The 18306-nt window shown below is 42.8% G+C and carries 11 protein-coding genes; 2 read left to right on the top strand and 9 right to left on the bottom strand.

What is annotated here, in order from left to right; all coding sequences use genetic code 11:
• Positions 1 to 31: 31 nt before the first annotated feature.
• The 9 genes from ACYIA1_RS02420 to ACYIA1_RS02380 form a co-directional block, all read right to left on the bottom strand.
• Complete coding sequence (locus ACYIA1_RS02420; RefSeq protein WP_057326374.1) at positions 32 to 1981, bottom strand: ABC-F family ATP-binding cassette domain-containing protein; 1950 nt, start codon at positions 1979 to 1981, stop codon at positions 32 to 34.
• Positions 1982 to 2019: 38 nt separating this feature from the next.
• A complete protein-coding gene (locus ACYIA1_RS02415; protein ID WP_211737248.1) occupies positions 2020 to 2985 on the bottom strand; it encodes an alpha/beta hydrolase in 966 nt (321 codons plus the stop codon).
• A gap of 123 nt (positions 2986 to 3108) precedes the next feature.
• Positions 3109 to 4716 carry a RagB/SusD family nutrient uptake outer membrane protein gene (locus ACYIA1_RS02410; protein WP_005861734.1) on the bottom strand — a complete coding sequence of 536 codons (1608 nt, stop codon included), beginning with the start codon at positions 4714 to 4716 and terminating at the stop codon, positions 3109 to 3111.
• Between the two features lie 30 nt (positions 4717 to 4746).
• Positions 4747 to 7836, bottom strand: coding sequence for a SusC/RagA family TonB-linked outer membrane protein (locus tag ACYIA1_RS02405; protein WP_005865885.1), 3090 nt, complete (start codon positions 7834 to 7836; stop codon positions 4747 to 4749).
• A 1057-nt stretch (positions 7837 to 8893) separates the two neighbouring features.
• Complete coding sequence (locus ACYIA1_RS02400) at positions 8894 to 10036, bottom strand: hypothetical protein (protein ID WP_480334266.1); 1143 nt, start codon at positions 10034 to 10036, stop codon at positions 8894 to 8896.
• Positions 10037 to 10114: 78 nt separating this feature from the next.
• The gene (locus ACYIA1_RS02395) at positions 10115 to 10582 is read right to left on the bottom strand and encodes a hypothetical protein (protein ID WP_480334264.1); all 468 of its coding nucleotides are present in this window, start codon (positions 10580 to 10582) and stop codon (positions 10115 to 10117) included.
• Between the two features lie 11 nt (positions 10583 to 10593).
• Entirely contained in the window at positions 10594 to 12294 is a 1701-nt protein-coding gene (locus ACYIA1_RS02390) for a major capsid protein (RefSeq protein ID WP_480334263.1), read from the bottom strand.
• Positions 12287 to 13777, bottom strand: a complete 1491-nt coding sequence (locus ACYIA1_RS02385; protein ID WP_480334261.1) for a rolling circle replication-associated protein — start codon at positions 13775 to 13777, stop codon at positions 12287 to 12289. Before ACYIA1_RS02385 ends, ACYIA1_RS02390 begins: the two co-directional genes overlap by 8 nt.
• A 100-nt stretch (positions 13778 to 13877) precedes the next feature.
• On the bottom strand, positions 13878 to 14114 hold the full coding sequence (locus ACYIA1_RS02380) for a hypothetical protein (RefSeq protein ID WP_480334259.1): 237 nt from the start codon (positions 14112 to 14114) through the stop codon (positions 13878 to 13880).
• 174 nt (positions 14115 to 14288) lie between these two features.
• Here ACYIA1_RS02380 and ACYIA1_RS02375 point away from each other — a divergent pair, with 174 nt between their 5' ends.
• Together ACYIA1_RS02375 and ACYIA1_RS02370 are read left to right on the top strand one after the other, a co-directional pair.
• The gene (locus tag ACYIA1_RS02375) at positions 14289 to 14843 is read left to right on the top strand and encodes a DUF3332 domain-containing protein (RefSeq protein WP_005861730.1); all 555 of its coding nucleotides are present in this window, start codon (positions 14289 to 14291) and stop codon (positions 14841 to 14843) included.
• Between the two features lie 104 nt (positions 14844 to 14947).
• Positions 14948 to 18286, top strand: coding sequence for a glycoside hydrolase family 2 TIM barrel-domain containing protein (locus tag ACYIA1_RS02370; protein WP_480334257.1), 3339 nt, complete (start codon positions 14948 to 14950; stop codon positions 18284 to 18286).
• The last annotated feature ends 20 nt before the right edge of the window (positions 18287 to 18306 follow it).

Below are 18306 nucleotides of genomic sequence, written 5' to 3'. Positions count from 1 at the left end.
ATAAGCAGTCTTTCACTGACTAGCAGCCTTTTCATGAATCCTGTGTATTCAGCTCTTCCAACTCCATTGTCCGTTCGGTCCATAGATCCATCGCATCGGAAAGTTCTTTTTTTAGGGCAGAATATTCACCGTAGAGAGAAGCGTCGGAGGCACCTTCCGGCGTAGCCAGCTTCGCCTCGATAACGGCAATGCCATTCTCAAGCTCCGAGATACGGGCCTCGGCCTCGGCAACTGCTTTCTCCGCTTTCTTAATCGCTTTACTCAGTTCCTTCCTTGCCTCATAGGAGAGCTTGTTTTGAGATACCTGAGCCTCACCGGTACCGGATGTGGAAGTGCTCGTCCCGGTAGAACGTTCCAATTCACGCAAGCTATCCATTTTCTTATGCTCCAAGAAATTATAGATGCCGCCTAAGTGCTCGACGACTTTCTGGTTACCGAACTCATAGACCTTATCGACTAGGCCATCCAAGAACTCACGGTCGTGAGAAACCACGATCACCGTGCCGTCGAATTCTTTCAAGGCATCTTTCAGCACGTCTTTCGAACGCATATCCAAGTGGTTCGTTGGTTCATCGAGAATCAGCAGGTTGACTGGTTCCAATAACAAGCGGATCATCGCCAAACGGGTACGCTCGCCACCCGACAGGACTTTCACCTTCTTATCGGAAGCCTCGCCACCAAACATGAAAGCGCCTAGGATATCCCGTATCTTCAAGCGGATATCTCCTTGCGCTACGTAATCGATCGTATCAAAAACGGTAAGATTCTCGTTCAATAGTTGCGCTTGGTTCTGGGCGAAGTAACCGATCTTCACGTTATGACCTAATTGGAGCTTTCCGGTGAAATCGGCAATCTCTCCCATGATACATTTCACCAAGGTAGATTTACCCTCGCCGTTCTTTCCGACGAAAGCTACTTTATCGCCCCGGTTGATCGTCAAGGTCACATGGTCGAAGATCAGATGATCGCCATAACGCTTCGCCACCTCCTCACAAATCACCGGATAGGAGCCGGAACGGGGAGCGGGCGGGAATTTCAGCCGCAGCATGGCTGTATCCACATCGTCTACCTCGATACGTTCCACCTTCTCCAATTGCTTGATGCGGGATTGTACCTGTACGGACTTCGTGGCTTTATAACGAAAACGCTCGATAAACGCCTCGGTATCGGCCAATTTCTTTTGTTGGTTCTCATAAGCGCGCTGCTGCTGCTCACGGCGTTCTTGGCGAAGTACGACGTACTCCGAATATTTCACTTTATAATCGTAGACCTTGCCTAATTCGATCTCCAAGGTGCGGAAAGTCGTATTATCAATAAAGGCACGGTCGTGCGAGACTAAGATCACGGCGTTGGCACGGGTAGCGATAAAGTTCTCCAGCCATTGGATGGATTCTATATCCAGATGATTCGTCGGCTCGTCCAGCAACAACACGTCCGGTTGCCGGAGTAAGAGCTTTGCCAGCTCGATACGCATACGCCAGCCTCCGCTGAACTCAGACGTCGGGCGGTCGAAATCGCTACGGCTAAAGCCTAATCCGACCAATGTACGCTCCAACTCCGCATGGTAGTTGTTTCCTCCCATCATCTGGAAATGCTCGGATAGGTACGTGACACGATCGATCAGCTTTTGATAGCTCTCGGAGTCATAATCCGTACGCTCCGCCAATTGGGTATTCAAGCGGTTGATCTCCTCCTCCATCTCATGGATATGCTCGAAAGCGCATTCCGCCTCCTCCCGCACCGTACGGGTATCAACTAATTGCATGTGCTGGGGCAAATACCCGATAGTAACATCTTTCGGTACGCTAACAGTTCCGGAAGTGGGTGATTGCAAACCGGCGAATATCTTCAACATCGTCGATTTACCCGCACCGTTCTTACCTACCAAGGCTATACGATCCTTCTTGTTTACTACAAATGAAATGTCATCAAAAAGCGTAAAACCGCCAAACTCAACTGTTAGTCCTTCAACCGAAATCATACTGTCTCTTTAATTTATGACCGCAAAGATACAACAGTTCAAGGTTTACTCACAAACTTTTCAATTAATATCAGCACATCCTTATGCAACGGAAGGGCGGGATCGGTATAGGTAGCCATTTGCCTCTGCTGGTCCATCGTATCGCAGGTCTTCATCAGATGGTTCATATTTCCAATCAAATGATAATCCGCCGAAGGCTGGGCTTGCTTCAATAGTTCGGCATCTTTTACGGATACTTGCATATCCTTATCCCCTTGTAAGATCAACACCGGCACTTTTAATTTTTTGATGATTTCTTGCGGATTATACGTATACCATGAGATCATATAAGGCTGTACCGACGAACGGAACAAGGATTGTAAGCCGATCGGCACGTCCGGTACGAGCTTCCCTTCCTTCAAGGACGCATTTATCGACTTTACCATGTCCCGGATCACTTCCGGCTGACCCTCCATTTGCTCCTCCACGATCTCATAGGCCGGACGCCCCGCACCCGCCACCGAAATGTATCCTTTCACTTTCGGGTTATCCACCGAAGCCGCCATACCGACCAACGCTCCCTCGCTATGCCCCAACACATAGATTCCGGAAATACGTTTATCCCGGCTCAAATAATCGATCCAGCCTCGTGCGTCCTTGATCCCGTCCTCGAAACGCATGGAATACTCATCCTTTCCCGCTGAGGCGCTGGAGGCGATACCCCGTTTGTCATACCGCAAGGAAGCGATACCTTTTCCCGCTAGCCCTTCCGCCAAGTATTTAAGGGAGTTATTCTTACCCGGCAAGGCGGCGGAGTTCCCGTCCATATCCGTAGGGCCGGAACCGGGTATAATCAATACCACAGGATAACCGGACTCCTGATTGGGAGTTACCATCTTCCCTTTTAATGCCCCGGTAGACGTATTTAGCACCACCGAACGCTCGTTCAACCGTACAGGCAACTGCGGCAAACAAGACAAGGATACGAGAAGAAAGCAGGCAAAAACTATCAGTTTCTTTTTCATAACGGAATCAATTTATATACTTAAGCACATGAGACATACAATCTCAATATTCGCCAAATGTAACTAAAAAAGGGGAGAACCTCTCGGCCTTCCCCCCCTTTTTATCTAACATCTCATAGGAAACTAATACCCCGGATTCTGTTTCAAGTTTGGATTCTTATCCATGCTTGTTTGAGGAATCGGCAAGTAACGGTTACGAGAAGAGAACTGGCGAGTCTCAATAACAGCCGTACCCGTGATTTCCGCACGTTTAGTAGGCTCAGACTCCCCATAATTAATCGTTCCTGTAACACGTAACAAATCACCATTCATGACTTTCTCGGCAAGCATCTTTCCATCTTCCTGCCAACGGACGATGTCCGCACGGCGCAAGCCTTCGCCGGCCAACTCTACCGTACGCTCACGACGGATCAATTCACGAAGTTTATCCTTCGTCCCATATTTAGCCTTATCCACTTCCCCCATTCCTACACGCTGGCGGATCTGGTTCAAATAACCATAGATCTCATCAGAAGGACCGCTCAGCTCATTCGCGGCCTCCGCATACGTCAATAGAACCTCCGCATAACGGAATACGATCGGACAAGCTCCCGAACTCCAAACATCTCCATATTGATCCATCGGATCCAAGTATTTCGCCCAAGTCAAAGCACTCTTGGAAGCATTATCTGTATAAGTCGGGAAGTTCTTGTTGACAGTACCATCTTGAAGTTTCTCATCCAAAGTATTCAAGACATCACCTCTCCAGTCACGTCCCGGATATAAAATGGTCATGGCCATACGAGGGTCGCGATTCGCGAACGGATGCTTTGCGTCATAAGTCTTCGACTCTTCTTTCGTCAATCCATCTGACATTTCATACATATCCACCAAATTCTGGGTCGGGACGATAGAAGACCAACCTTGGTCAACATTATTATACATTTGCCCGATGGTTCCCAATCCGTCCAACGTCTCAATATTCTGATCCGCTAGGATTATCTCTTTAGAATCCACTCCCGATACCTTAAAAAGATTCGTATAATCCGGATCCAACTCATACTGCTTCAAATCAATGATTGCCTTAGCTGCGTCTTTTGCCTTTTGCCAATCACCATAATACAAAGCCTCACGCATCTTGATAGCTAAAACAGCACCTTTAGCGATATAGCCACGAGCCTCCGGAGCCTCCGCAATCCCAGCTAAGGCCTCGTCTAAATCCTTAGCTATATAATCGCGTACCTCTTGTTCCGTATTACGTTCCACTTTAGCCTCGTCCGCACTTGAATAAGAACTAATAATAGGCACACCACCATACCACCAATTCATCAAGAAATACTTATAAGCACGGATCGCTTTAGCTTGAGCCACATAATTAGCTTTTACAGCGTCACTAGAAAACGTCACCTTGTCTACATTCTCCAAGAATGTATTCGCCTTACGAATCGACTTGTAATCATAAAGGATCTGCCCAGGATTAGAACTAGACAATGACCCATCCCCCCACGGGCGGAATCCTTCCCAAGGGAAATTATTATAGCCTATATCTGAGCCACAATCCAGATAAAGCAACGTATTTCCATCTAGCAAATCCTTATAACAGCCTACTATGAAGCCCTTCGCATCCGCCTCTGTCTGCCATGTGGTAGAAGGAGCCAACTGATCCTTAGGCACCGTATCCAGAAAATCCGAACACGAAGTAGATAACGCAGCCATACCAGCCGCCAACATATATATTGATAATCGTTTCATAAAATCTTCTATTTAAATGGTCTTAACTAATTAGAATGTCACATTTACGCCAAAAGAATTTGTCATCACTAATGGGTAGCTAGACAAACGGGAACTAACCGTCTCCGGGTCTACGTTCAATGGCATAGAATCTATCGTAAACAAATTCTCCGCAGAATAATAAACACGTACATTCGACAAACCGATAGCGTTCAGCACACTCTTTGGAAGCGTATATCCCAATTGCAATGTCTTCAGACGCAGGTAACTGGTATTAATTACCCAGAAATCAGACATCACGTTAGAAGCCTCACTCGGAGATTTTCTAGACTCCGCTACACGCGGCATACTTGCATTGGTATTTTCCGGTGTCCAGCTATCCAGCCATGCAGTAGAAGGATGTCCGGCACTACCCGAGAACTCACCAAACGCTTCTTTCGTAAACGCACGGCCTACATTAGCCGCACCGGTGAAGTTCAAAGTCAAGTCAAATGCTTTATAGCCTACATTCAAGTTCAAACCAAATGTAACAACTGGATTGATAGTCTTAGACAATACACGGTCATCCGCATCCAGCTTTCCATCTCCATTCGTATCTACATAACGTAAATCACCGGCTTGGAAATCCTGTCCGAACGGGTAGCCGTCTTTTCCTTTATAGGTATCCATCCATTGTTGTGCCTCCGCGTCAGATTGGAAAAAGCCATCAGCCTTATATACATAGTAAGAATCGATTGGCTTTCCAACAAAACGCCACAAATCACCGTCATCAGGATTTGTCATACGGTCTACACCTCCTAAATCCTCGATCTTGTTCTTATTATAGGCCATATTTCCCATCACATTCAATGACCAGTCATTCCACTTATTGTTATAACCTAGCTGTACCTCGACACCTCGGTTACGCATAGAACCCACGTTGTCGAAATAAGGATCCAAGCCAAACTCAGTCGGGACCGGTACCTCCATGATGATATCCGTAGTCTTGCGATCATAGTAATCAAACGTGAAAGTCACATGATTAATAACCGCATCCAAGCCAATACCCCAAGTCGTAGATTTCTCCCATGACAAATCCTCGATACGATAGGCTTTCTGGTAATATCCCGTCGTCAAGTTGCCTCCCATAGGATAATTACCATCCAAATTATAAGTCTGCATCCAAGGATAATATTGGTTCTCCCAAGGGTTCGATTTATTCAAGGCGTCTTGATTACCTAACATACCCCAAGAAGCACGAATCTTCAAACTGCTCAACCAATCATGCGTACTTTCCATAAACTCCTCCTCGCTGATACGCCAAGCACCGGAGAAAGAAGGGAAATATCCCCAACGATGTCCCGGAGCAAAACGAGAGGAAGCATCCGCACGGAAGTTTGCCTCTAATAAATATTTTCCCGCAAAATCATAATTAATACGCCCAAAATAGGAAAGCATGGCAAGCTCTCGGCTCAAACCATCATTTGTTTGTGTAGAAGCCCCACCGGCATCCATATCATTCAGGCTATTACTCGGGAAATTATTCCTCTGCATCTGATTCTTGCTAACCTCATACTTCTCCGCATGATAACCTACCATCACTTTCAAGCCATGCTGACCAAAGTTCTTGCTGTAATTCAGCAAAGCATCGAAATTATAACGTTTCCAATTCACGAAACGTTCAACCAAGGAAGTGGTACGAGACGCAGATGCCGGATCATCCGGTATGCTCAGAACTCGCTCCGTATGACGTTGGTCCTCGTTCACATAGGCACCCGTCACAGTAGCCTTCAGCCCATCAATAATATCATAATCAACAGAAAGTGCCCCCGTAAAATTCTGGTTACAATTATCCACCGTCTGCCCGGAATCCAACCATGCGATAGGGTTACCATCGTTAGTTTGTCCGTATTTGCCATCCTTATCCTTGACAGGGATCATCGGACTAATAATATTCAATTGACGGATAATCTGGTCGGAAGAACCACCATAATAGCTAGCATTCGGATCCGAGAAGTCATTCTTGATGAAAGACATGTTCATCCGAACAGCCAGTTTCTTCGTCAACTGCATATCCAGATTCGTACGTCCGTTAAACTGTTTACGATCTGAGTTAGGAAGGATACCCGTCTGCCCTAAATATCCGGCCGAAGCCATATACTTCACGTTCTCCGCACCTCCTGTAATACTAACATTGTGCTTATGCAACAAACCTGTCCGATAAGCCTCATCATTCCAGTCCGTATTAGGATGTCCGTAAGGATCAGAGCCATCCTCAAACATCCGGATGTCCTCGTCACTATAACGTCCCGGCTCGAAACGATTCCACAAACGTGCGTAATCGGCTGAGCTGACACGATCAATCATGGAAGTAGCTTTCGAGGCACCCACATATCCGTTATAAGAGATACGAGGAGCACCCGTCTTACCACGTTTTGTCGTGATCAAGATAACACCATTAGAAGCCTTCGAACCGTAAATAGCGGCGGAAGAAGCGTCTTTCAATACAGAAATACTCTCAATATCATTCGGATCGATATCATTCATAGAGCCACTCTCGATACCATCGATCAAGATATATGGGCTGGCAGAGTTCAAAGTACCGACACCACGGATACGGATCGTACTACCATCCTGTCCCGGACGGCCTTGACCCGAGGTAACGGTTACACCCGGCATCATACCTTGAAGACCGGAAGACACGTTGGAGATAGGACGGCTTGTCAACTCCTTGCTATCCAATTGGGCTACCGCTCCCGACAAGTTCGCCTTCTGTTGCGTACCATAACCGACAACGATCACCTCATCTAATTTCTGGGTATCTTCCTGCAAGGATACATTGATGGAAGGCTCTCCATTATATTTGAATTCTTGAGTTAGATAACCGATAAAGGATACTTGGATCACATCCCCTTTCTTCACATCCAACACGAAATTACCATTCATGTCGGTTACAGTACCATTCGTAGTACCTTTTACAACTATTGACGCTCCGGCCACAGGGCCAAAACTGTCACTAACCGTTCCCTTCAAACTACCTTCTTGCTGGGAAATACCTACCCTCGGAGTTATCGCCGCACGATCAGAAGCATGAACCACACCTCCGGAACAAAACGCTGCAGACAATAGAACAAAACTGACAGGTCTTACAATTTTCAACATAAGAATCGTTTTTTGTTTATTAAATAGCTGTTACTATTATAAGACTTAAGGCATACTATTTTAGATCTCGTTTCTTATAATATTCACTCTTCTAAATCATTAATGTATAATTATAAATCCTCGGTTAACTACCATGAAAGCACTTCTTCATCGTTCTGGCGGAACTTATAATCATTAGACGCAGCAAATATAGCACTATTTTTAATTATAAAACAAAAAAGACTAATTTTTTGCATACGAATCTAAAACAACACCACCTAGTTATTAAAATATTTAACAAACAATCTTTCCAACCATAATCTTTTTTAGTATGGAGCTATGGACATCAAAGAGGTATATGGTTTGAAATTCAAACATGAAGTTAGTGTATATGAGTAATAAACGGAGTTCCGCCAGAACTATGATATTTACTTCTACTATGCAAATATGATATAAAACAACAAGGAAACAATATGAATATAGTTAATAAAAGCTAAATATAAAGAGAAGAAGATTGCTACTTTTCTACCGAAGTTCTACCAAAATAATAGGTCGAACATTTGCGGTCTACGACCGATGAGAAAAACGTTATTACTTTCAAAAGTTTGGTTTTGGTTAAATCTAAAAGAGGCGAACGGTAGTGTAAGAGACATACGTAGTACCATTTTCGAACCGAATCAGTATTTTCATGATAGGACGATCATTCAAGAGAATATCCAAACCTTGATACTGCCACAAGTAAATTGAAGGAAGATTGACAAGAAATTCAAATATCTCGCGTAGATCATGAAAGGGAATAGGACACGATTTAATACGATATTCCATACGCTTAAAATAGAATCCTGTCACTTTTCGTATACTAGGACAAGAAAGGAGGACAGCCGAGAATAAAGATTAATCGGCTGCCCTTCGGGAAAGTGACTAAGGTTTCACTTAGATTTACGATTTAAATAACGTATCAAGGCTATTATAAGCCAGCATAAGAGAACAAGAGGAACTAAAACAAACAAAGAGAATAATACAAATAAATAAGGCATCATAACAAAATAGATTAAATAATGCACAAATAAACAAAATATTATTCATATTCATACATATAATCCTTACCGGAAAAAGCAGCACGGCCAATATCATAAAGATGAAATAAACCATTAAAAGCAGGAGTAAAACGACCGGAAGAACCAAAAGGATGAACATCAAAAATAGCCTTGCGCATTTCAGCAATCAACTTATTCTTCTGAAACTTATAGGTATCAGCGAAATACTGCTGTTGTTGAACGGCACCATTATTAGCTATAGAAGTAGCATCCGTTTGCGCACCGATCAAACCACGTTGAGCTATAGTATTAACAATTTTTTCAACTTCATGATCAACCTGTTTCTTAGTTAAATCACGTTGAGCGTACTTAACTGCGATATTAGCGGTTTGCTCAGCAAGAGAATTACGAAGCTGTTGAGGAAGCACCTTAAGCGTCTCAGACTTCATAAGATTGTCTACAGCGGCACCGCGAGCGAGAATAGCGTTATAGGTAGTCTCGCCCTTAACCTTATCCGTCTGAGCACGAATAAGGTCTTTTTGAACACCTGTCATAATAGTCTCTAAAGCAGTCTTAGCGGCTTGAGACTTCGTATTCTGCATCTTATTAGCGATCTCAGCGATCATTGAGGCAGCCTTATACTTACCTTCAATACGGATATTATTTTCCTCAGCGCTTATCTTACCTTGTTGAGCTTTTTGGAGGCGAATCTGATTATAAGCATCAATAGCCTGTCCTACACCTTGAGCCAAGCCGGAGTAATCAGCGGCATAAGGAGAGGCGGTAGGAATATTAACACCTTGTCCAGCGGGAGCGGAGCCGGAAGGAGCAGAATTAGATGTAGCGATACCAGCGTTACCACCAGACATCATAAGGTAGGGATTCAGTCCAGCGGCCTCAAGACGTTCACGTTGAGCGGAGGCGGAATTGTATTCCTTAGTATCCTCATACATCTGCCATTGATTCTCCTTAGCATCATTATAGAAAGACCATTGATCGCCTAACTGCTGCTGATACATTTCCTTATTATAATTCATCTGCTTTTGCAACATCTTCTCATTGAACTCATTATTCATCTGAGCGATCTGCTTATTAGCGTTATTAGTCATAACGGTAGCGGCGGTATTAGCACCGGCGGCAATACCAGCGCCAGCAAGCCCTGTCAAACCTTGTATAACACCCATAATATAAAATATTAAATAAATTAAACTTGATAAAGAAAAGGGCGGTATTAACCGCCCTATCAGAAGTAACATATAAACTTATTCCGCAGAAGACGGAGCAGGATCACCAGCAGGAGCAGAATCATCAGCAGGATCACCATACGAAGCCACAGAAGCCAACTCAAGACCAACCGAATCAACAAGATATTGACTATAAGACATCAATTCGGAAGGAGTCTGAATATAACGAGACTTAACAATAGAACACAACTGATCATCAGAAAGTTTCGCACGCAAATCGGCGAACCGAGAGTCCTGAACAGAAAAAGAGTTAAAATGCTGAAGCAAAGCCTCACGAGACATCTTATCCAAACGCTGCTGATTAAACAGCATAGTAATATCAGTAGTAAAAGTAACCGAATCACAGTCCGAATAGGGAGATTTATTCTTAACGAACAAAAACTCATCAATTGCGGAAGGTTGATAAAACTCACTCTTACTCAAGTCTACAACGCCCTTCTCAAGAGCATTATAGACATGCGGGGTTAAACGTCTTTTAGCAAACATAACATAATCAATTAATAAGGTAAACCATCTACATCAAGATTACGAACCGCTTTCACATCAAAGAAAGCACTACATAAGAACTGATCAGTGTCAACACTTGAATCAGCTTGCACGGCAAATATCGGATCAACCGAGTTCGGATTAACCTTAAAAGCCGAGTAATTCACATAAACATCGGAATAAGGAGGCTCTGGTTTAGTAGCACCGGAACCAATCTGATCAATGAGAGAAGCATTGTTATAGGACATCACCCAAGAGTTCAAAGAACGTTTAAAAGCGCCAACAGAAGAGTCAAAAGCCGTCTTATATTCAATATAACGGGGAGCGTAACCAAGCTTCATATAAGGAGCGGAGGCAACACTACCGGGGGGGTTCGTAGCCCAAACAAGAGGGACAGCCTGCATACCAATACGATCAAATTCCGGAATAGCGTAATCAGTAGCATTAACCTTAGTAAAAGTAGGCTCAACAAAATCAGTAGTATAATCCAAGACAGGCAAACAATGATAAATACACATTAATAAACCATACTTACCACGAGAATCAAAGCGAATATTACCACGAGAAACACCGGTACCTTTACCAGCAATATCAGCGGCATTATCAGAGGTAATATTAGTATTAACAACCTCATTGATATCAATATTCGAGTTAACACCGCCAAGATATTGGCAAACCTCAGAAGCGTAATCACCGACAGAGACATTCCAATGTTTCTGAACTTGATCCTTATAATCCTTATTACCAGATTGAGCTATCTCACGCCATTTCAGTAAAAACTCATACTGACGAAGCATCAAAACATCAAGCGAGGAATGAGTATTACCTGCAACAGTACCACTAGTCACAAGACCGGTGAAATAGCCTTCAATAGGATAAACAGTAGAACCACCTCCATATTGCGCAGAGGGAACAACACCGTGGAATAAATCCTTTTGCCAATTACAATACCGGAGATCAAACATATTATAAGAATTAAAAAAATTCACATCAGGAGTTTGACCTACAGGAAGAGCCATCTGCAAAGTATCAACACCGGTCATGTAATCAACATTAAACGTAGAAGGGCTAATTTTTTCCCATTGAGAATCACGAAAAAAGTCGGCATAAATCTTTTGATAAGCCAACAAGCCAAACACGTTAAGATTTAAATTACTCATAAGAGGATTCTTAGACCAAGTATTTTTCTCAGTATTAGATCCAACATAATCAAAAAAGTTGCCATATCCAAGATATTCCAACAACTTAGCGGAGAGAGGGCCACGCTGATAACCAAAATAATTATTCTTAATAGAAGAAGAAGTAATACCCAAAGAACGCTGTACACTAAAATAATTAGCAATTTGCTCACAGGTGATATAAGGCATCTCACCTTTCAAAGTAAAAGAGTCTGTTGGAAGCAAAGAATTCGCATGCTGGGGATTATCATACATTTGGGTCAAAAGCGTATCAGCCTTGTTCCAAAGTAGATTGTAAGGAACAAAAAAGAAATCATAATACTCACGCATACGAGCGAAAGCGGCGGTATTAACAGGCTGGGTACGTGTAAACGAGGACAAATCAATATTAAAGACATCACCGGGAAGCACTTCCTTTACCATAACGGGAAGAAGCTCACCAGCCTTAGCGGTAAAATTCCGCTTAAACGAAAGATCGAAGCCATTACGAGAAGGTTTATTACGTAACGACTTTAAATTCATAATGTTACTCATTGAAAAATATTTTATTCTTATCGTTAAGATACTTATGCTTAATCCGGTCCTGCGCAAGCCGTAAGGTATTAGACTCAAACAACTTATAAGCGACCAATTCTTTATAACACTTCATAGAATAATTCAAATTATCATAGAAGTAAGGAACAAAACTATTACCATACTGATCAGAAAGCAAAGGTTCATCACCGACAAAATCCGACTCGTAATATTGGGATTGATTCTCAAAAAACTCAGTCAAACGGAGATATTCCAATTGCTTATAAAAATCCTGTATAAGACGAATCTTGCGATTTATCTCGTAGGTAGTCGGATGATCACAAACATAATACAAAAAATGTTTAGAAGTTAATAACTCAATATAAATACGATTAATCCAACGCTGGAAAAGATCTGAATCAATATCCATATCACAAACGGGATCATAAAAATATGACAATAAGTCATTCATTTTAGAAACCTCAGAAAGAGGAAGATCATAAGTAAGACCCTTAACAGAAGGACCAAAAAGGCGAACACAAGAAGCTATCTCACGCGCGAGTTCCGCAGCTGTCTCACAGTAAGGGAACAATTCTTTCGCCGTAGCATAGACTCTGTAAGAGTAAGAAAGATCACGTGCAGATTTATCAGAGAATCCTTTACACTTGGGGTAGAAATAACGGTAACACGACCGCCACAAACGGAATTCCTTATAAGTTCCATTGAACACGACGCTTCTTTGAATAAACTCCGAAGCGGTAAGCGAGTATACTTTCTCTCGTTCACCTTGCAAAAAACCTTGACCCAATTTTTGAGAATGTAAACAGAACCCACGCGTGGAAGGTAACGTAAAAACTTTGGGTACAGACACAGAGCTATTAACGTAACTCGCAACATACGAAGAGCACTTACCTTTGGAGAGCTGACAATCGACACGACCAAATCTCCATGACGAAAGTACAATCTCTGAACATGCCTGTAGGAGGGTCTCAGAGTTGAAGTATAATAAGACATGATAATGCGGTCTGAAATGGACGGGACCATACTCTCCGACAGCAAAGTAACGCACTTTCTCTTTTGTAATTTTTCCTGCATAATAACGAAATCTTTTAAAAAATAGTTGTAAATCAGACTTTCTCAAATAAGGTACATCACCAAACAAATAAAACTTATCCAACAAACGTTGGCGATCCTCTTCTAACATATCGCAAGCGCCGAGTAACTCACCAGTCTCCTTATCATAAAGATCACAGCCAAAAGGGCGATCGGTAGTGTCAATGAAATTAGAACGAGGTATAAAGCGATTAGCATAAGTAAGGGTGATAAACACGCAATACTTATTAGAAACAGATTCCAAGTCACATTGAAAGGCAAGCCGAGAATTCTTATTCAAGAGGCAAGCCTTACAATGACCACAAGGAACAACAAGACTATCCTTGGAATAAGGATTAAAAACCTTGCGAGGTTCAAGACAACGACAATTTAAAGGCAAGACAGACTCCATCACTTAGACTCATTATCCTTACCACCAAAAACAGCCTTAATAGCAGAAAGCAACGCTTCCGCTACGTAAAGAACTACTTTCCAAACAGGTTTCATAATAATCAATGTATTAAATAATTAAATAAATCAATATTAGAAGAATCCATAAGAGAAAAACCAAGATGAGGAGTTTCAACAAGAACAACAGAAAACGACAAAATAGGCGTAGAATCATAATAATAAAGAATCTTACGAACAAGGTAAGAGACTGTGTCAGAGTAAGAAAGAAACTCAACATAAAATGACTCAGTTTCTACCGAATCAAAATTAATTTTTAGACCGAATAATTTAGCTTCCATAAAATCAATAGTTTATATGTTAATAATGTTACTTAAACCATGGTTCCGCCAGAACTACGTACTTATAGAAGCCTGACTAATATTAAGGCACTTATTCCATTTATTCCTTTATAACCACTATTTATCATGAAAAAGTTGTTATCTTCGTCCCTTGTAATAACTAATTATTAAATTATGAAAAAGAAAAGCTTAACTTTATTACTAGCGACTACGGTGGCAAGTAGTATCCTATTTTCGTCCTGTATAGGATCTTTTGGTTTAACAAACAAACTTTTAACGTGGAATAGAAGCATCGACAGTAAGTTTGTTAATGAGCTAGTGTTCATTGCTTTCTGGATTGTCCCGGTTTACGAGATTTCCGCTTTGGCTGATGTCCTTGTGATCAACTCTATCGAATTTTGGAGCGGAAGTAATCCTGTAGCGGATGTAGGTAACGTTAAAACAATCGATGGTAAAGACGGCGTTTATACCGTAGAAACAAAAGTTGATGGATACCATATCCAAAAGGAAGGCGATGAGAAAGCGGTTGACTTAGTTTTCAACGAGGCTGACCAAAGCTGGAATGTAGAAGCTAACGGAGAAAGCACAAAATTATTAAAATTCAATGGTGATGACGAAGTTGTCATGTATTTACCCGATGGCAAGGAAATGAATGTCGAGCTAAACCAAGCAGGTGTTTTAGCTTTCCAACAGGTAGCTGACGGATATTCTTACTATGCAGCTAAATAATTGAAAATTGAGAATTGAGAATTGAAAATTACGTAGAGTCACTTCTAATTCTCAATTCTCAATTTTCAATTCCCCAGTGCTAATCTAAATAAAATACGATGAATATGAACTCTATCAAAAAAATGATGCTTTCCGGAGCATTAGGTTGCCTTATTTCCGGAATGGCTTATGCGGACGGTTCTTCACCCCAACCCGTAAAACCTTATTGGCAAGACATTCAAGTCGTAGCCGTAAACAAGGAAAAACCCAGAAGCTCCTTCATGAGTTATGCGGACCGAGAAACCGCCCTCACCTCTCGATTTGAGAAAAGCCCGTACTATTTCCTATTAAACGGTACTTGGAAATTTTTCTTTGTCGACTCTTACAAAGATCTTCCTCAAAATATCACAGATCCTTCCGTTAATACCTCTTCATGGGATGATATAACCGTTCCCGGAAACTGGGAAGTACAAGGACATGGCGTAGCCATTTATACGAATCATGGTTACGAGTTTAAACCAAGAAATCCCCAACCTCCGTTATTGCCGGAAGCGAATCCGGTTGGCGTATACCGCAGAGACATCGAGATACCCGCAAGTTGGGATAACCGGGATATTTATTTACACATCGGCGGAGCTAAATCCGGCCTTTACGTATATTTAAACGGGAAAGAAGTGGGTTATAGCGAGGATTCCAAAAATCCCGCCGAGTTCCTGATCAATAAATACCTGCAACCCGGAAAGAATGTGCTTACATTAAAGATATTCCGTTGGAGCACCGGTTCTTATTTGGAATGTCAGGATTTCTGGAGAATGAGCGGTATCGAACGTGACGTATTCCTTTGGTCTCAACCCAAGGCCAGTATTCAAGATTTCCGTGTCGTCTCAACCTTGGACGATACGTATACGAATGGAATCTTCAAACTGGCGGTAGACTTAAAGAATCATACCCAAGAAACGAAAAATTTAAATGTCGGATATGAGCTTTTGGACGCAAAAGGTAATCTTGTGACCTCCGAGGCTAATGATATATGGGTAAGTCCTGCAAGTCCTCAAACAGTATCTTTCGAGTATGATTTAAAGAACGTAGCCCCTTGGAGTGCCGAGCATCCGAATCTATACAAATTATTGATGACGATAAAAGAAGAGGGTAAGGTAATCGAGGTAGTTCCATTCAACGTTGGTTTCCGCCGGTTCGAGATGAAGCAAATTGACCAAGTAGCGGAAGACGGAAAACCTTATACGGTCTTATTGTTCAATGGGCAACCGGTTAAGTTCAAGGGTGTCAATATTCATGAGCATAACCCGGAAACCGGACATTACGTAACCGAGGAACTCATGCGTAAGGATTTCGAGCTGATGAAGCAAAACAATATCAACGCTGTCCGCCTATGCCACTATCCGCAAGACCGTAAATTCTATGAACTCTGCGACGAATACGGATTGTATGTTTACGATGAAGCGAATATCGAGTCTCACGGTATGTATTACAGCCTGAAAAAAGGCGGCACTTTGGGTAATAATCCGGAATGGCTGATCCCGCATATGGACCGTACGATGAATATGTACGAACGAAACAAGAATTATCCGAGCGTTACTTTCTGGTCACTCGGAAACGAGGCTGGAAACGGATACAACTTCTATCAAACTTATTTATATCTGAAAGACAAGGAAATAAATAGCATGAATCGTCCGGTGAACTATGAACGTGCCCTTTGGGAATGGAATACGGATATGTACGTACCTCAATACCCGAGCGCTGAATGGCTAGAGGAAATCGGGCGTAAGGGTAGTGATCGTCCGGTAGCTCCTTCGGAGTATTCACATGCGATGGGAAACTCTTCCGGCAACTTATGGGATCAATGGAAAGCTATCTATAAATACCCGAACCTGCAAGGCGGATTCATCTGGGACTGGGTGGACCAAGGTATCTTGGAAAAAGATAAGAATGGACGTGAATATTATACCTATGGTGGTGACTATGGAGTAAACGCCCCTAGTGACGGAAACTTCCTTTGCAACGGTATAGTAAACCCGGATCGTACCCCGCATCCCGCTATGGCAGAGGTTAAATACGCCCATCAAAATATCGGGTTTGAGGCGATCGATTTAGCGAACGGTTTATTCCGCGTCACGAACCGTTTTTATTTCACGAACCTAAAGAAATATATGGTCCACTATAGCGTAACAGCCAATAATAAAGTTGTACGCTCCGGTAAAGTCTCTTTGGACATAGAACCCCAAGCTTCTAAGGAATTTACGGTTCCCATAGGCAACTTAAAGCCACAAGCCGGTACGGAATATTTCGTAAACTTCAACGTAACGACCGTAGAAAAAGAGCCGTTAATCCCTATCGGACACGAAATCGCTTGCGATCAATTCCGCTTACCGATCGAAAGCCCCAAGAAGACGTTTAAGACCAGCGGCCCTAAATTAACGGTTTCGACAAATGGAGATAACTTATCGGCATCCTCCTCAAAGGTAAACTTCATGTTTAACAAGAAGACAGGAATCGTTACTTCTTATAAAGTGGATGGTACGGAATATTTCAGCGAGGGTTTTGGTATCCAACCGAACTTCTGGCGTGCGCCGACCGATAACGATTACGGAAACGGTATGCCAAAACGCTTGCAAGTCTGGAAGGAAAGCAGCAAGAACTTCAACGTGACAGACGCTACCGTCACTATGGATGGCAATAACGCCGTGGTTAACGTGAACTATTTATTGCCGGCAGGAAATCTATACATTGTTAATTATACGATCTATCCAAGCGGAGCCGTAAATGTGGCCGCCCGTTTCACATCCACGAATATGGATGCCGCCCAAACCGAGGTATCGGAATCTACTCGCACGGCAACTTTCACTCCGGGACGTGACGCCGCCCGTAAAGAGGCTTCCAAATTGAATGTTCCCCGTATCGGTGTTCGCTTCCGCTTACCGGCAAGCATGAATCAAGTGGAATATTTCGGACGAGGACCTGCTGAGAACTACTTGGATAGAAACGCCGGTAGTATGGTCGGCTTATATAAATCTACAGCCGAGGAATTATATTTCCCATATGTACGCCCGCAGGAAAACGGTCATCATACCGACACTCGTTGGGTATCACTTAGTACCGGCAAGAAAGGCTTGTTGATCCAAGCGGATAATACGATTGGTTTTAACGCTTTGCGTAATTCCATAGAGGATTTCGATGACGAGGAAGCGACTGGCCTATCCCGTCAATGGAGTAATTTCACACCAGAGCAAGTAGCGAATCATGATGAAGCCGCAGCAAAGAACGTATTACGTCGCCAGCATCATATCAACGATATCACGCCTCGCGACTTCGTTGAGGTTTGCGTCGACTTGAAACAACAAGGTGTAGCAGGTTATGATAGCTGGGGTTCACGTCCGGAACCAGCTTATACATTACCCGCAAACCGAGAATACAACTGGGGCTTTACCCTTATTCCGCTTAAATAAAGAAAAGTCATAACTTATCC

Source organism: Parabacteroides sp. KHUB-02 (assembly GCF_056640955.1).
Note: the sequence above shows the minus strand (reverse complement) of the source record. Positions and strands in the feature narration are given on the sequence as shown.

Coding starts and splice junctions, on each gene's coding strand:
- ACYIA1_RS02420 (WP_057326374.1), bottom strand. CDS start 1,981: ATGATTTCGGTTGAAGGACTAACAGTTGAGTTTGGCGGTTTTACGCTT.
- ACYIA1_RS02400 (WP_480334266.1), bottom strand. CDS start 10,036: ATGGGTGTTATACAAGGTTTGACAGGGCTTGCTGGCGCTGGTATTGCC.
- ACYIA1_RS02375 (WP_005861730.1), top strand. CDS start 14,289: ATGAAAAAGAAAAGCTTAACTTTATTACTAGCGACTACGGTGGCAAGT.
- ACYIA1_RS02395 (WP_480334264.1), bottom strand. CDS start 10,582: ATGTTTGCTAAAAGACGTTTAACCCCGCATGTCTATAATGCTCTTGAG.
- ACYIA1_RS02390 (WP_480334263.1), bottom strand. CDS start 12,294: ATGAGTAACATTATGAATTTAAAGTCGTTACGTAATAAACCTTCTCGT.
- ACYIA1_RS02415 (WP_211737248.1), bottom strand. CDS start 2,985: ATGAAAAAGAAACTGATAGTTTTTGCCTGCTTTCTTCTCGTATCCTTG.
- ACYIA1_RS02370 (WP_480334257.1), top strand. CDS start 14,948: ATGAACTCTATCAAAAAAATGATGCTTTCCGGAGCATTAGGTTGCCTT.
- ACYIA1_RS02410 (WP_005861734.1), bottom strand. CDS start 4,716: ATGAAACGATTATCAATATATATGTTGGCGGCTGGTATGGCTGCGTTA.
- ACYIA1_RS02385 (WP_480334261.1), bottom strand. CDS start 13,777: ATGGAGTCTGTCTTGCCTTTAAATTGTCGTTGTCTTGAACCTCGCAAG.
- ACYIA1_RS02405 (WP_005865885.1), bottom strand. CDS start 7,836: ATGTTGAAAATTGTAAGACCTGTCAGTTTTGTTCTATTGTCTGCAGCG.
- ACYIA1_RS02380 (WP_480334259.1), bottom strand. CDS start 14,114: ATGGAAGCTAAATTATTCGGTCTAAAAATTAATTTTGATTCGGTAGAA.